The 15,643-nt window shown below is 74.0% G+C and carries 11 protein-coding genes; 3 read left to right on the forward strand and 8 right to left on the reverse strand.

Annotation, left to right across the window (positions count from 1 at the left end):
* Positions 1–106: 106 nt before the first annotated feature.
* The 4 genes from J7E97_RS05130 to J7E97_RS05145 all read right to left on the reverse strand — a co-directional run bounded on the left by J7E97_RS05130 (position 107) and on the right by J7E97_RS05145 (position 6,680).
* Positions 107–1,900, reverse strand: coding sequence for an ATP-binding cassette domain-containing protein (locus J7E97_RS05130; RefSeq protein ID WP_215022777.1), 1,794 nt, complete (start codon positions 1,898–1,900; stop codon positions 107–109).
* A gap of 164 nt (positions 1,901–2,064) precedes the next feature.
* On the reverse strand, positions 2,065–2,811 hold the full coding sequence (locus J7E97_RS05135; protein ID WP_215022778.1) for an NUDIX domain-containing protein: 747 nt from the start codon (positions 2,809–2,811) through the stop codon (positions 2,065–2,067).
* Between the two features lie 126 nt (positions 2,812–2,937).
* The gene (locus J7E97_RS05140) at positions 2,938–4,920 is read right to left on the reverse strand and encodes a glycogen debranching N-terminal domain-containing protein (protein ID WP_215022786.1); all 1,983 of its coding nucleotides are present in this window, start codon (positions 4,918–4,920) and stop codon (positions 2,938–2,940) included.
* Positions 4,921–5,402: 482 nt separating this feature from the next.
* On the reverse strand, positions 5,403–6,680 hold the full coding sequence (locus J7E97_RS05145) for a DUF4192 domain-containing protein (protein ID WP_215022788.1): 1,278 nt from the start codon (positions 6,678–6,680) through the stop codon (positions 5,403–5,405).
* Positions 6,681–6,954: 274 nt separating this feature from the next.
* Here J7E97_RS05145 and J7E97_RS05150 point away from each other — a divergent pair, with 274 nt between their 5' ends.
* Both J7E97_RS05150 and J7E97_RS05155 read left to right on the forward strand, forming a co-directional pair.
* Positions 6,955–9,114: a RecQ family ATP-dependent DNA helicase gene (locus tag J7E97_RS05150; RefSeq protein ID WP_215022790.1), complete on the forward strand. Its 2,160-nt coding sequence runs from the start codon at positions 6,955–6,957 to the stop codon at positions 9,112–9,114.
* Between the two features lie 215 nt (positions 9,115–9,329).
* The gene (locus J7E97_RS05155; protein WP_215022792.1) at positions 9,330–9,959 is read left to right on the forward strand and encodes a hypothetical protein; all 630 of its coding nucleotides are present in this window, start codon (positions 9,330–9,332) and stop codon (positions 9,957–9,959) included.
* A 215-nt stretch (positions 9,960–10,174) separates the two neighbouring features.
* On the opposite strand, the gene J7E97_RS05160 is transcribed toward J7E97_RS05155, so the two are convergent.
* From J7E97_RS05160 to J7E97_RS05170, 3 genes are all read right to left on the reverse strand, one after another.
* The gene (locus J7E97_RS05160) at positions 10,175–10,849 is read right to left on the reverse strand and encodes a hypothetical protein (protein WP_215022794.1); all 675 of its coding nucleotides are present in this window, start codon (positions 10,847–10,849) and stop codon (positions 10,175–10,177) included.
* Positions 10,850–10,898: 49 nt separating this feature from the next.
* Complete coding sequence (locus tag J7E97_RS05165) at positions 10,899–11,609, reverse strand: ribonuclease HII (protein ID WP_215022796.1); 711 nt, start codon at positions 11,607–11,609, stop codon at positions 10,899–10,901.
* 86 nt (positions 11,610–11,695) lie between these two features.
* On the reverse strand, positions 11,696–12,298 hold the full coding sequence (locus J7E97_RS05170; RefSeq protein WP_215022798.1) for a TetR/AcrR family transcriptional regulator: 603 nt from the start codon (positions 12,296–12,298) through the stop codon (positions 11,696–11,698).
* A gap of 140 nt (positions 12,299–12,438) precedes the next feature.
* Here J7E97_RS05170 and J7E97_RS05175 point away from each other — a divergent pair, with 140 nt between their 5' ends.
* A complete protein-coding gene (locus J7E97_RS05175) occupies positions 12,439–13,992 on the forward strand; it encodes an MFS transporter (protein WP_215022800.1) in 1,554 nt (517 codons plus the stop codon).
* Between the two features lie 165 nt (positions 13,993–14,157).
* Here the strand turns inward: J7E97_RS05175 and J7E97_RS05180 are convergent.
* Positions 14,158–15,643: DUF4153 domain-containing protein (locus J7E97_RS05180; protein WP_251053859.1), on the reverse strand; the 1,486-nt coding region annotated here is incomplete at its 5' end.

Here is a 15,643-nt window from a genome sequence, read left to right on the forward strand (position 1 = left end):
AAAAAACCGGGCCTTTTACGGGGAGTTGCGATCCGCCGCCCGCGATGTGGACGACATCGGTCCCGTTGGGACCTCTTCCGGTATCGGAACGGTCAGCAACGATCCCTCACCATCGGACGCGTCCGCGCAGTCCTGTGAACCCATAGGCGCACAACAAGACCATCAGCGACAACACCAGTGCGGTACCGACCGGTTGGGCCATCACCCGCAACGCACCGAGAACGAGCCGGTCGGCCTCCGGGGGCCACTGCGCCCAGGTCAGCCCGCGCAGCCGTTCCGCGAGACCGGTGACCGGGTACGCGGACGGGCCGTCCAGCGCCTTGCGCACCAGCGGTACGACCATCACCGGCACGGCGAGCACCGCGGCCAGACCCGCGGCGGCGGAGCGGAAGACCGCGGAGGCCAGCACGCCGGACCAGGCGCAGCCGATGAGCAGTCCTGCCCAACTCGCCGCCGGGGAAACCCACTCCGCCGGGGTGCGGAGCGGGCCGCCGCCGAAGACCAGGGTCAGCGCTGCGGCGTCGGCCGTCACGGCGAGGGCGCCGATCAGTAGCGCGAGCACGGCGCTGACGCCGAGCTTCGCCGTGAGCAGCCCGAGTCGGCGCGGCACGGTGCCGCGGTCGGCGGCGAGCGCCGGGAAGCGGTACTCCTCACCGAAGGCCAGGGCTCCGAGCAGACCGGCGCCGAGGGCCGCGGGCGGCAGGGGCAGCAGCTCCGGCCAGGCGGCGAGCAACCGGTTCTGCGCGGTGTGGCCGACCCGGGCGAGGACCAGCGCCGTGACGACGGAGACGGCGACGACGAACACGGCGGTGAGCACGGGGGTGGCGGTGCCGAAGACCCGGTGCAGCTCGTAGCGCAGGGGCCGCAGCGGTCCACCGAGACGCCGCACGGCCGAGGCGGGCCCCGCGTCGCGCCCGGTCCGGGCGGTCCGGGCGGTCCCGGCCGTCCGGGGAGGCTCGCCGTCGTCCGGTGTCGCCGATTCGGCCGGCGTCCCCGATCCGGCGCGGGCGCGCGGCAGCGAGGGCGCACCGGCGTCGCCCGTCTCGTCCGCGAGCTGGTGGACGAGCACGCCGTGCCGGAAGGCGGCCTCGCCGATCTCGGCGCAGTTGCTGCCGTACACGGACAGCCGGCTGCCGCTCTCCTCCACGATCTCCACCGTGCGCTGGGCCGCGCGCGCCTCACGGCCCAGTACGTCGGCCAGCCGGGCGGCATGCGGGGTGCGCACGGCGACCCGCGGCCGCAGCCTGGTCCGGGCGAACTCGGCGGCGTCCTGGTCCGCAACGAGCCGGCCCGCCTCGATGCTGACGACCCGGTCAGCGCTACGGGCGGCCTCCTTCGCGTCGTCGGTGGTGAAGAGCACCGCGCCGCCGAGGGAGGCGTGACCGCGCAGCAGGCCGTGCAGCCAGCTCCGCTCGCGGGGCGACAGCCCGGCGGCGGGCTCGTCCAGGAGCAGCGTGCAGGGGTCGGCGAGCAGCGCGGCGGCCAGGGCGACCCGGCGTTCCATGCCGAGCGAGAGCGAGCCGAGCCGCTGGTCGCGCAGTCCCGCGACGCCGACGACCTCCAGCATCGCGTCGGCCCGGGAGGCCGGCACCCCGGCGGCGGCGCACAGCATCCGCAGGTGGTTGCGGACGGTGCGCGAGGGGTTGCCGGGCAAGTCGCCGAGGAGCACGCCGACCTCTCGTCCCGGATGCGGGATCCGATGCAGGGGGCGCCCGCGGAAGTACGTGACTCCGCGGCCCGGTTCGAGCTCGAGCATGAGCCGCAGTGCGGTGGTCTTGCCCGATCCGGGGTCGCCGAGGAGTGCGGTCACGCTCCCGGGGCGAGCCTCGAAGGTGAGGTCGTCCACGAGGGGCGGGAGGGCTCGACGGGGGGTGCTGGTGAGTCCGATGGCCTGGAGCATCGCTTCTCTCGCGGGGGGTGAGACCGCTCTGCGGCAGTGTGAGTACCGCCAGCAAGATAACGCGATATGTCCGATTTTCTGCGTAACCGGCGCGGAGGCTCGCTCGTGTCGGCGTCGCTGCGTTCGGGCCCGCGAAGCCGGGCGGGTCAGACGGGCCGGACGGGTCAGACTTCCGGGCGCAGCATTGGCGGGTTGAGCAGGGTGGCCCCGCCCGCCCGGAACAGCTGCGCGGGCCGACCGCCCTGACGGGTCGTCGTCCCCCCGGCCGGCACCAGGAACCCGGGGGTACCGGTGACCTTGCGGTGGAAGTTGCGGGGGTCGAGGGCGACGCCCCAGACCGCCTCGTAGACCCGTCGAAGCTCGCCGACGGTGAACTCGGGCGGGCAGAAGGCGGTGGCCAGGGAGGAGTACTCGATCTTCGAGCGGGCCCGCTCCACCCCGTCGGCGAGGATCCGCTCGTGGTCGAAGGCGAGTCCGGCACCGGCCTGGCCGTCGGCGGACAGGACCTCGTCGACGGGGGCCCAGCGCGCGCTGTTCGCGTCGCCGCCGGCCCTGGGCGCGGGAAGATCCGGAGCCAGCACCAGGTGGGCCACGCTGACCACGCGCATGCGCGGGTCCCGCTTCGGATCGCCGTAGGTCGCCAGCTGTTCGAGGTGCGCTCCATTGCCCACGCCGGGAACGGCGGGGTCGTGCGCGTACAGGCCCGTCTCCTCGGACAGCTCACGGGCCGCGGCAGCCGCCAGGTCCTCGTCGCCGCGGACGAAGCCGCCGGGCAGCGCCCAGCGTCCCTGGAACGGCTGCTCGCCCCGCCGGACGACCAGCGCGCAGAGCGCGTGGCGCCGCACGGTGAGCACGACCAGGTCGACGGTAACGGCGAAAGGCGGGAAGGCCGACGGGTCGTAGGGCGACATGCCGCGATCATAGTCGTCTGCCTGACGATAAACAGTGCTTTGGCGATCCCCGAACGACGGAACCGGAGGCTTCGCTCCCTCTCACGGCCTACGCCCCGCCGCCCGGACCGCGGACCGCGGAGCCGGTCAACCGCCCAGTTGCAGCGCATCGGCCGCCTCCTCCACCATGCCGAGGCCGAGCCGGCTGATCCGGACCGCGAAGGGTCCTCCCGAAACCCGCAGGCCGGAGAAGCGGAGCCCGCCGAGCGGGGCACCCGGGAGCGGGACGAGGGCGACCGTGCCCGCGGGGGCGTCCGGGCGGATCCCGGCCAGGGAGAGCAACGCGTGGATCCCCGCGGCCGCCGCGACCGCGGCCGGCCGGCAGGCCGCCGGATGGGGAAGCGGGGCGCTCCCCGCGGTGCGCTGCTCGGCCGCGTACATCTCCGGAAGGCGGTACCCGAAGCTCTCCGCGGCGTCCAGCATGCCCCGGAGCAATGCGGCGGCCTCCTTCTCGAAACCGGCCTGGGCCAGTCCGGCCACGGCGACCGCGCTCTCGTACGGCCGCACCGCGCCCGAACGGTAGCCGAACGGGTTGTGCCCCGGCTCGCGGACCGCCATGCTCCGCAGTCCCCACCCGCAGTCCATGGCGGGGGCTCCGAGCAACCGTGCCACCTGTTCGGTACGGACCCGGTCGAGCAGTCCCGGTGCGAGCCGCCCGCCGCCCAGCAGCCCGGTGTCCAGCAGGTGGGCGGCGGCCCCCGTCAGCCGGGGCAGCGGACGCCCGTCGGGGTGCAGGGCCGCGGCGGGCCGGCCGCCGTCCGGGCCGTCGACCCAGAACCGGGCTGCGAACCGCTCCCGCAGGACGGCTGCCCACTCCCGCCACTCCTCGGCTCCGGACCGCCCGCACGCCTCGAGCAGATCGGCGCCGAGCAGCGCGGCCCGGTGCGCGTGTGCCTGGGTTTCACAGCGCCGCGGGCCGGGGTCGGGGTCGGCCAGGAAGCCGTCCTCCCCCAGGGCTCCCCGCAGCCACTCCAGGCACCGCTCGGCGGCCGGGAGCAGCAGGGCCACCTCCTCCTCGGGCATGCCCCAGCGTCTGGCTTCGGCGAGGACCGCCGGGAAGGCCAGCGTCGACTCGGTCCCGGTGCAGCCCGGTGGCAGCTGCGGTCCGGCTCCGCGCAGCGGCCCCGGGATCTTCCCGGCGTCGCCGCCGGGGCCACCGGTCTGGGTGCGGGCCAGGACGCGCAGGGTGGCGCCGGCCAGTCCGGTGCCGAGCGGGAGCGCCATGCGGGCGGCCCAGAGCGATTCCGCCGGGGCCAGTCCGAGCCGCCACGGCACCCCGGCCGCCGCGTAGGCGTCGGCCGGCTCCCGGCGGTCCCTCAGCAGGAGCGCACCGAGGTCGGCGACGCTGGTGCGCAACCACGCCTCGGCCCTGGGGTCGTCGCCCTCCGCGCGGGCGTCGGCCAGCGGATTCACCACGTGCGCGGCGGGGGCCCGGGCCACGCGGTCGTGGGCGGTCCGCAGCTCGATGGTGCGGGATTCGCCGGGGCGTAGTTCGAGCTGCCAGCGCAACAGTCCGGCCGAGGCGAGCGCGTCGTCCGGGGGAGGCTCGGCCGCCGTGACGGCCTGGGCATCCCCGCTGGTCCAGCGGAGCCCGGCGGCGTGTACCGCGGCGGGCAGTTCCGGTCCGGCCCGGCCGGCGGCCACGGCGGCCAGCTCCGCCAGGTCGGTGCCGAGCGAGACCTCCACGGGGATCCGTAGCGGCCGGGCGGTGAAACTGCGCAGGGTGATCCGCTCCGTGCCGTCGGCGTGCCGGACCCGCTCCACACCCACGTCGGGGTCGGGCCCGGCCTCGGCTCCGGTCCGGACCGTCGAGGTGAAGGCGGCCCGGTCGGCGTCGAGGCTGCGCCCCTGGACGGCGACCGGGTCCCGGCCGTCGACGCGCAGCACGCAGCGGGACAGCAGCCTGCGCCCGGAGCGGTAGATCCCGTCGATGCCCTGCCCGGTGAGCTGGCCGTGCTCGGGCGAGATGACCAGGCAGGGGGCGGCGACGCAGATGACGGCGCCGTGCACGGGCGGCAGGTCGGGCCTGCGCGACGGAGGTACGCGGGCCGGGGGTACGGGATGCGGCATGGGTCGCCCTGTCTGCGCTCCGGGGGGATCGGCTGGGCGGCGGCGCGGCCGGGCCCCCACCACCCCCCAGGGCAACGCCCCCACCCCCGCCCGGGTCACGGCCCCCGGCGGTGGCTGCGCCCACCGGCGACCGGGGCGTCGCCGCAGCCGTCGGCCGAGGACGACCGCCACCGCGTCCCAGAGCCTGCGCAGAGCCGGCCGAGCCCAGGCCCAGCCCCACTCCCGGTCCCGGCCGCCCGGGTCCCAGCCGCGGTTGCGGACCCCGCGCCGGCACCACTCGCCGTGCTGGCACCCCTCTCCTCTCCGGATCCCGATCCGACTCCGGATCCCGCTTCCGGTCCCGGTCCCCGTCCTCGTCCGGCTCCCGCTCCCACTCCTAATCCCTGTCCGGATCCCTGTCCGGCCCCGTCTTTGGGTCCCGGTCCTCGCCCGGCTCCCGACCCCTGACCGACTCCCACTCACGCTCCTGCTCCGCTCGAGGTTCACTGCTCGCTCCCCGCCGTGCGGCCGGACTGGCGGCGGCTGGTCCGGTTCCGGCGGCCGGGGGGCCTGGTGACGTCCCGTCGGACCGCGGCCGACAGGCGCCCCCTGCGGGGCTCCCGGCGGCGCCGCTCCTCCCGTAGGCACTGGCGCAAACCCTCCGGGTCGATCCCTTCGTTGCAGGCGTGGTGGAGCAGCTGCGCGAAGCGGTACTCGTCGTCCGCTCGCAGCGCCAGCCCCAGCGCGATCCGCGCGGTCGGCTCGTCGCCGGTGGACCAGGAGACCCAGCCGGCCAGGGTCAGCGGGGCCGCCGCGTGCTCCCCGTAGGCCCCGACACAACGCCTGGCCAGGGCCCGCCACAGCCGCAGGGCGGGGCCCGCCTCCTCGTCCTCCATCCACTCGGCCGCGATGTCGCGGATCTCCCGGTCCTGGAGGCCCAGGATCAGCGAGGCGGCCTCGTCGTCGCCCAACAGCGCGTCGTCCCAGTCGTCGGCGGCCGGGCCGGTCTCGGCCGGCAGGGCGAGGGTCATGCGCTGCATCAGGGCGCGGGCGAGCCGCACGGTCTCGGCGCCCACCTCCTCCCGCGTGGCCCCGTCGAGGATCTTGGGCACGAGGGCCGTGGCGGTCCGGTCCAGGGCCCGCTCCATCTCTTCGGCGGCCGGTCCGCGCAGCGGGGTCAGCCGCCGCTCGATCTCCCGGAGGGAGCCCCGGACCTGCAGCCCGGCGAAGGTGGCCGCGGCGGCCATCACCGAAGCGCCGGGCGCGGCCAGGACGCTGCCCTCCGCCGGGCAGCAGCGCTCGTCCGGGCAGCAGTAGGACCAGTACCGTCCGGCGGAGAGGCACAGGGCCTCCAGCACGGGGACGTCCAGGGCGCCGCAGGCCAGCCGAATCCGCTGAGCGAGCGGGCGCAGCCGGGTCATCACCCGCTGCCCGCTCTCGTCCCCGCGCGGGTCCTGGCAGAGGAAGACGACGATGCCATCGGGCTTGACGCCGCGCCGCCGGCTGCCGCTGACCAGGCAGTCGGCGACCTGCCGGGCGGTGTCCTCCCACTCCTCGGAAGTGGCGGGGATGCCCACACGGAGCCGGCCGCCGAAGCGGCCGCCCTCGCCGTGGACGGCGACCATGACGAGGGAGTCGGTCGGGTGGAAGCCGAGCATGTAGGGCAGCGCGTCGGCCAGTTCTGCCGGGCTGCGCAGGGTGATCGGGGGTACGTCGGCGGATCCGGGCGGGCTGGTAGACGGCCGGCCGGAGGGTGCGTGTGCTTCGTGGTTGTTCGTCATGTCCCGAAGGTCCCGCGCCGGATCGGATCCGGAAACCCCTGTGGATAACCGCGGGGGCCGGCTCCGTACGGATCACGGCCATCCCCGGCATGCCAGGCATCCCCGGGCGCCACCGGCCGGAAATCGAACCGACAAACGAGTCGGCAAGCGAGCCGGGCATCGGACCGGACGACACGACGCGCATCAGGCCGGACATCGAACAAATTCACGCTTCAACATCCACTGGCCCAGAGCGGCATTCGCCGATGTCGGAGCCATCGGGTTGCATGGGGGCATGAACGCAGACCTGAGGTCCTCGGCCGACTCCGTACTAGCCCGTCTCGTGGGCGATCCCACGGGCACCGCACGGCTGCGCGAGGACCAGTGGCGGGCGATCGAGGCCCTGGTCGCGGACAAGCGGCGGGCCCTGGTGGTGCAGCGCACCGGCTGGGGCAAGTCCGCCGTGTACTTCGTCGCCACCTCACTGCTGCGGGCGCGCGGCGCCGGACCCACGGTGATCGTCTCCCCGCTCCTCGCGCTCATGCGCAACCAGGTGGAGGCCGCCGCACGGGCCGGGATCCATGCCCGCACGATCAACTCGGCCAACCCCGAGGACTGGGAATCCATCCAGGCCGAAATCGCGGCGGGCGACGTCGACGTGCTGCTGGTGAGCCCGGAGCGGCTCAACAATCCCGACTTCCGTGATCAGGTACTGCCCAAGCTTTCCGCCGCGACGGGCCTGCTCGTGGTGGACGAGGCCCACTGCATCTCGGACTGGGGCCACGACTTCCGCCCCGACTACCGCCGGCTGCGCACCATGCTGGCCGATCTCCCGCCGGGCGTCCCCGTGCTGGCCACGACCGCGACGGCCAACGCGCGTGTGACCGCCGACGTGGCCGAGCAGCTGGGCACCGGGGCCGGGACGGACGCGCTCGTCCTGCGGGGCGCCCTGGACCGCGAGAGCCTCAGTCTGGCCGTGCTGACCCTGCCCGACGCCGCACACCGGCTGGCCTGGCTCGCCGACCACCTCGGCGCGCTCCCCGGCTCCGGGATCATCTACACCCTGACCGTGGCCGCGGCCGAAGAGGTCACGGCGTACCTGCGTCACCGCGGGCACACGGTCTCCTCGTACACCGGCAAGACGGAGAACGCCGACCGGGAGCAGGCCGAAAACGACCTCCAGGCCAACCGCGTCAAGGCCCTGGTGGCCACCTCGGCCCTCGGCATGGGCTTCGACAAGCCCGACCTCGGCTTCGTCGTGCACCTCGGGTCGCCCTCCTCCCCCATCGCCTATTACCAGCAGGTCGGCCGCGCCGGCCGTGGTGTGGAGCACGCGGAGGTCCTGCTCCTGCCGGGCAAGGAGGACGAGGCGATCTGGCAGTACTTCGCCTCGGTCGCCTTCCCGCCGGAGCACCAGGTCCGCCGCACCCTGGAGGTACTGGCCGCGGCCGGCCGGCCGCTGTCCCTGCCCGCCCTGGAACCGCTGGTCGATCTGCGCCGCACCAGGCTGGAGACCATGCTCAAGGTCCTCGACGTGGACGGCGCGGTCCACCGGGTCAAGGGCGGCTGGACCTCGACGGGCGAGCCCTGGGCGTACGACGCCGAGCGCTACGCCTGGGTGGCCCGGCAGCGGGCCGCCGAACAGCAGGCCATGCGGGACTACGCATCGGCAACCGGCTGCCGCATGGAGTTCCTGCGCCGCCAGCTCGACGACGAGGAGGCCGCGCCCTGCGGCCGCTGCGACAACTGCGCGGGAGCCCGCTTCACGGCGGAGGTCTCCTCGACCGCGCTGGACACCGCCCGCGGCGAGCTCGGCCGACCGGGCGTGGAGCTGGAGCCCCGCAAGATGTGGCCGACGGGGCTCGCGGCGGTCGGCGTGGACCTCAAGGGCCGCATCCCGGCGGGCGAACTGGCTTCCACGGGCCGTGCGCTGGGCCGGCTCTCCGACATCGGCTGGGGCAACCGGCTGCGCCCGATGCTCGCTCCGCAGACGCCCGACCAGCAGGTACCGGACGATGTCGCGCAGGCCGTCGTGGCGGTTCTCGCCGACTGGGCGCGCGGGCCCGGCGGCTGGGCCTCCGGGGCGGCGGACGCTCCCGCCCGGCCGGTGGGCGTGGTCGCGCTGCCCTCGCGCGGCCGCCCCCAGCTGGTCGGCTCGCTGGCCGCGCGGATCGCGGAGATCGGGCGGATGCCCCTGCTCGGGACGCTCGCGTACACGGACCAGGCCCCGGAGTTCGGTCTGCCCTCTTCGAACAGCGCCCAGCGGGTGCGCGGTCTCCACCAAGCGCTGACCGTTCCTCCGGAGCTGGCCGCGACCCTGCGGGAGGCGGCCGGCCCGGTTCTCCTGATCGACGACCGGGCGGAGAGCGGATGGACCCTCGCGGTGGCCGCCCGGCTGCTGCGGCGGGCAGGTGCCAAGGAGGTGTTTCCGCTGGTACTGGCGCTCCAGCCGTAGCCGCATGAGTCATCTCCGGTGGGGCTGGGCAAGGATATGAACGGCATACCGGCGAATTCCGGTCGGCGGCGCCAATTGCTCGTTGCCGCATGTTCACGGGCCGCGCGAGAATTGCAGTGCTCCCGCTCGGCTCGACGGCGCTCTACTGGGCCGCGCCGCGGCGCGCCCGCACTCCAGCCGCGCCCGTTCCCGGGCGTGTACCCGAAGGGAGGACTGTGACCTTCGGATTCTCCCCGTCCTCGACCACATCCCTGTCCATGGCCACCGGCGGCGCCATCCGGCACGGCAGGCTGCTGGAGCCCTCCGAGTGGACCGCGTCGGGCGTGCCCCTGCTGCGCAATCCGCGCGAGGTCGTCAGCGGCCTGCACTCGCGGCACGGCCCGGTGCCTTCCACCGCGGTGATCGCCGTGCTCGGACCCGAGGAGCAGCTCGTCGCGAGCGCCTCCTTCGTGCAGCGTTCCGCGTCCGCCGACGGCTGGGATTACCGCAACGCGCTGCTCTCCCGCCTGCGCCGGGTCATCCCGCACGACCTGCGGCGGCGGACGCCGGTACGGACGGCGGTGCTGCTCTACTGCCGCGACGGCGACGAGCGGTGGACCGAGGAGGACGGGGCCTGGATGTGGGGGCTGCGCGACGCCTGCACCCTGCACGGGCTGCGCTGCGGCGCGTACATCACTCTGACCCGCGGAGGCTGGCAGGTGCTGGGCGAAGGCCGCGGCGGTCGGCGGCCCAGCTCGGATTCACGGCCCGAGCGGCTCGGCGAGTCGACGGCCGAGTTCGCCCCGCTCGCCCTGCACACCGGAGGCGGCGCCGCGGAGGCCCTGCGCCGCGCCGCCGCACGCTGACGACCCCTCAGTACGCTGACCGCACCGCCCGCACGCCGACTGGCCCGCCGGACCGCCCCAGGGCGCCGGCGCACAGCGCCGCGCCCGCGGGCCGATCCCCGGGCCGCCCAACGGCCGTACACCCTGAAACGGGCGTACGGCTGGTCAGGCGCCGGTCTTCGGCAAGGCCGGCTCTTCGCCCGCCCCGCCCCTCGACCGCGCCGGGCTACGGAGCGTCAGACGCCCGCGCCCAGCACGGAGTTGATCTGCTGCGGCTCGCCGCACACGATCAGCAGCGCACCGGCTCGCGCGAGCGCTACCGGCAGGGCCGCGGCGGCGGTCTCGACCGGTCCGCCGTTGGCCGCGAAGACCACGACGGGACGGCCGGCGGCGCGCGCTACCTGCACCGCGTCCGCGTAGAAGACGTCGTCCCCGGCGTCGTGCAGGGCCCAGTACGCGGCCTCGCCGAAGGACAGCTCGTGCGCGGCCCACGGGTGGGGGCCGCCGGTGGTGAGCACCAGGATGTCGCCGGGCGCGCGCCCGGTGTCGAGCAGCAGGTCCACGGCCTCTTCGGCCGCGTCCAGCGCACCGTCGGCGGAAGCCGGGATCAGCTGGACCTGCGGCACCGCGGCGGAGACCGACGGCGTGGTGGAGGCTGCGGGAACGGGTCCGGGGGTGGCCTTTGGCACCCGCTGCGCGGGCGGTGCGGGCCGGGAGGCGTCTCCCGCGCGGCTTGCCGCCACGGGGGAGGGACCGGGGCGTCCGGGCCGGGGAACGGCGGCGGGACGCGGACCAGGTACGGGGCGGGGGGTCTGCGCGGTGCGGCTCGCGGCCGGCGTGACGCGGGGACCCTGGGCACTCTCGTGAATCTGAGGCTCCTCGGGGCGGGGGTGAGAGGCGTGAGTGGACATCTATCAAACAGCGGTACGAAACGTACCGGTGAACGGCACGTACGTGCGATCAGAAATCGAAGCCGAGTTGGCCTCCGATTTCCAGCTCCATCGATTCCTCGCTACGGCGCACCTTCTTGAGGTGGCGCCAGCGGGGCAGCGCGTCGAGGTAGGACCACGAGAGCCGGTGGTGCATGGTCGGCCCCTGTTCCTCCAGCGCCGCCCGGTGCACGGGCGAGGGATATCCGGCGTTGGCGGCGAAAGCGAAGTCCGCGATTCCACCGCCCTGTTCACCGATTTCGGCCATCATCCGGTCGCGCCGGACCTTGGCGATCACAGAGGCCGCCGCGACGGCCACGCAGGACTGGTCGCCCTTGATCACCGTCCGGACCTGCCAGGGCGCACCGAGATAGTCGTGCTTGCCGTCGAGTATCACCGCGTCGGGGCGCACAGGCAGCGCCTCCAGGGCGCGCACCGCGGCGAGGCGCAGCGCGGCGGTCATCCCGAGCTCGTCGATCTCCTCCGGAGAGGAGTGGCCCAGGGCGTAGGCGGTCACCCAGCCCTCCAGGACGCCGACGATCGCGTCGCGTCGCTTGGGGGTGAGCAGTTTGGAGTCGGTGAGTCCCGCGGGCGGCCGGCGCAGGCCGGTGATCGCCGCGCACACGGTGACGGGACCGGCCCAGGCTCCTCGTCCGACTTCGTCGACCCCGGCGATGACCTTGGCGCCGGTGGTTGCACGGAGGGAGCGTTCGACGGCGTGAGTGGGTGCTTCATACGGCATGGCGCCAGCAAGGTTACGCCGACCCGCGCCGCCTGCACACCCCGGCCCCCACCCGACCACGCCCCGACCGCGCCCCGGAGCCCGGCTCAGGCCCTGAGCAGCGGAACCATCACGCCGTCGATCATCTCGGCGATCTCCACTTCTTCCCATTCGCTCTCGCACACCTTCGTGCGGTACATCATCATCGCCGGGATCACATCGACCAGAAGCGGATCAGTGGCGTCCGCCCGTACGTCTCCCCGATCGATGCCCCTGCGCACCAGCTCGCCGATCAACCGGTGCGCCGGTTCGTGCAGCCCGGACCAGATCAGGCCACGGAACCGGTCGGCGTGAAGGTGGTCGCACTCGTGAAGAACGGCACGCAGCGCCTGCCCGGCCCGCGAGTACATGACGTCCCGCATCCGCACGCACAGCACGTACAGATCCTCGCGGATCGATCCCGTGTCCTCGATCCGGCCGAGGGGCGGCAGCCCCGTCCGCAGCGCGTCGGCCACCAGGTCCGCTTTCGAGGGCCAGCGCCGGTACAGCGCCGCCTTCCCGGTCTGTGCGCCGGCGGCGACACCCTCCATGGTGAGGGAATTCCAGCCAACCGTGCTCAGCTGCTCCAACGCGGCGTCCAGGATCGCCCGTTCGAGCTCGGGCCCACGCCTGCGCCCCGGAGGCGCCGCCGACCAGCGTGAAACCGTCACGTCCGCTCCTCCGTCCGACCCGCGCGTCCGTCGCACGTATTTTCAGCCTTAGTGAACGCTTGCGTTCACTAAGGCTGACTCCCTACGGTGGACTCGCTGTGAACGCATACGTTCACTATTTCACTTTGGGGGGATCCACAGTGACAACTCCTCAGCTGTCCAAATCCCGGATACCGGGCGCGGCCCGCCGGGAGGGGCGCACGGGAGTGGCGCTCGCCGTCATAGCCGCCTGCCAGCTCATGGTCGTCCTCGACGCGACGATCGTGAACATCGCGCTCCCGCACATCCAGACCGACCTCGCGATCTCCACCACCGACCTGTCGTGGGTGATCAGCGCCTACACCCTCGCCTTCGGCGGCCTGCTGCTGCTCGGCGGCCGAGCCGGTGACATCCTGGGCCGGCGCCGCGTCTTCATGACCGGCATCCTGCTCTTCACCCTGGCGTCCCTGCTCGGCGGATTCGCCCAGGAGTCCTGGCAGTTGCTCGCCGCCCGCGCGCTCCAGGGCGTCGGCGGCGCCATCGCCTCGCCGACGTCGCTCGCCCTGATCACCACGACCTTCCCGGAAGGCCCCGAACGCAACCGCGCCTTCGGCGTCTTCGCCGCCGTTTCCGCGGGCGGAGGCGCGATCGGCCTGCTGGCCGGCGGCATGCTCACCGAGTGGCTCGACTGGCGCTGGGTCTTCTTCGTCAACGTGCCGATCGGCGTGCTGATCGCGGTCCTGGCCCCCCTCTACATCAGCGAGTCCGAACGCCACCCCGGCCGCTTCGACATCTCCGGAGCTCTCGCGTCCACCGGCGGCATGGCCTCGCTCGTGTACGGATTCATCCGCGCCTCCCAGGACGGCTGGCGCGACGGTCTGACCATCGGCTCGTTCGCCCTGGCCGTCGTCCTGCTCGTGGCCTTCGTCCTCATCGAGTCGCGGGCCCCCGATCCGATCATCCCGCTGCGCATGTTCTCCGAACGCAACCGCGCCGGCACTTACGTGATCATGCTCAGTCTTGCCGCCGCGATGTTCGGAATGTTCTTCTTCATCGTCCAGTTCGTGCAGAACGTGCTGGGCTTCTCACCGATCCAGTCGGGCATCGGTTTCCTGCCCGTCACGGTGGCCATCGTCACGGCCGCAGGCATCTCGCAGCGCCTGCTGCCGCGCTTCGGCCCCAAGCCGTTCATGGTGATCGGGTCCGCGCTCACCGGCACCGGCCTGGCGTGGCTGACCTTCATCGAGACCGACAGCTCGTACGTCTCCGGGGTGCTGGGCCCGATGCTGCTGTTCGGCTTCGGCATGGGCCTCAACTTCGTCACCCTCACCCTCACCGCCGTCTCCGGGGTGGCCCAGCAGGAGGCCGGAGCGGCTTCCGGGCTGCTCAACGCCAGCCAGCAGGTCGGCGGCTCGCTGGGGCTGTCCATCCTGGTCACCGTCTTCGGCACGGCCAGTCGAACCGAGGCCGAGAAGCAGGTCCCGGCCTTCATGGCGGGGGCCGACCAGGATCAGCTGACGACCTTCAAACAGAACGGCCGGCTGCCCGACCCGTGGGGCGACCTCGTCCTCACTCACGGGATCGCGACTGCCTTCATCGCGGCCGTGGCCATGGCGGGCGTCGCTCTCGTCACCGCGCTGGTGGTGATCCGCGTGCGCAAGAGTGACCTGGACGCCCTGAACGGAGCGGCCGCCGAGACCGGCCCGGCCGCCTGAGCACGCTGTCCCGTACGGCGCGGTCCCGCGCCCGCGCCGGGCGCGTACAGGGCCCGGCGCGGGAACCACCGCGCCGGGCCCTCACCCGTGGGCCTGCTGCCTGTGCCAGCGCTCGGTCCGGACCGGACCGGACCGGACCGGCGTCCGGTCCACCCGGCGTCCGGTCTAGTACTCGCTCCGGCTGCCGAAGGTGCCGAGGCGCGCGCACTCCTGGTACGAGGCCTTCACCGGGCGCTCGCGCAGGATCTCGCGCGCCCTGCGCTCCCCCAGGCTCATCGCGTACCACGGCACGCCGTCGCCCGCCTTCGCCAGCTCGTCGTTGATCCCCCGCAGGGCGCAGGAGCGCCGGGGCTCGGGCAGCCGGTCCAGGCCGGGCACCGCGTCCGCCGACAGGGACTGGAAGTAGGCGAGGTCGATCTTGCCGCCCTTCACGTACCGGGTGACGTTTCCCTCGGCGATCATCGCGTCCGGGGACAGCAGCCCGAAGGCCAGTACGGCCGCCACGGCGCTCCCCGCGACCGCGCGCGGCAGCCACCGGGCACCCGCCACCCCGGCGGCCATGATCAGTACGATGACCAGCCCGAGCCACAGCTCCATGCCCGCGACCGAGACGCGCAGCCGGGTCAGCCCGTACGCGTCCACGTAGAACTCCAGGCGGTGCAGCGCGGAGGCGACCACGACCAGGGTCAGCGCGCACAGCGTGCCGAGTACGACGCGCACGAGCCGCCGGTCGCCGGCGCCCCCGCGCGGGGCCCAGCGCAGGGCGAGCGCGATGACGAGCAGGGTGAGCAGGGTGGCCCAGAGCAGTTGCCAGAAGCCCTGGCGGGCGTATTCGGAGTAGTTGAGGCCGGTGGCCTCCAGGACCTTGCGGTAGCCCCCGAACAGGACGGCGAGCTGGACGGCGTTGAATCCGGCGAAGAGCAGGTTCAGCACGACGAGCGGGAGTGCCCACTCCACACGTGAGCGGGCCTTGCCCGGGGCCACCTCGATGCGGTCCCAGCGCGAGGGCGCCACGGCGGTCCGGGCGACGGCGATCGCGACGAGGGCGCCCAGCAGGAAGAGGAGGAAGCGGACCGGCCCGTCCACACCGTCGATATCCGGGGTGAGCCCGCTCAGCAGATCCGCGAAGGCGGCGTCGGCGGAGGCGAACAGGGTGCCGAAGAGCACCAGCAGGACCAGCGCCACCAGTGCGGCCTTCGCGACGGGCAGCCAGCGGTCCCGCCTCCCCGCTCCGCGCGAGCGGAGCCCCTTCCAGACCCAGCGCACCCCGACCACGGCGGAGTCGACGAAGCCGACCGGGCTGAGCAGGATGCCGGGCCAGGTACGGCTGCCCTGCAGGGCCAGCGCCCCCGTCAGGACGGCGGCGAGCAGCGCCAGCGTGGACGGCCAGCCCGAGTCGCGCAGCGCGGGCACGGCGAGCAGTGCCAGGCAGCCGACGGCCCAGAACGCGGTCCACGGGCGGAGCCCGCGGCCGGCCGCGTGGGCGGACAGGTACGCGGCGACGAGGGCCGGCGCCACCGCGATCGGCAGGCCGGGACCCAGTCCGTCGCCGAGCAGCAGTGCCGCGGCGACGCCGGAGGCGAGGACCGCGGCCAGCACGGCGGCCGGGACGGGAGCCGCGTCGGCGGGCCGGGCGCGCTCGGCCCAGCCG

This window comes from Streptomyces sp. ISL-66 (assembly GCF_018614135.1).
Classification (GTDB): domain Bacteria; phylum Actinomycetota; class Actinomycetes; order Streptomycetales; family Streptomycetaceae; genus Streptomyces.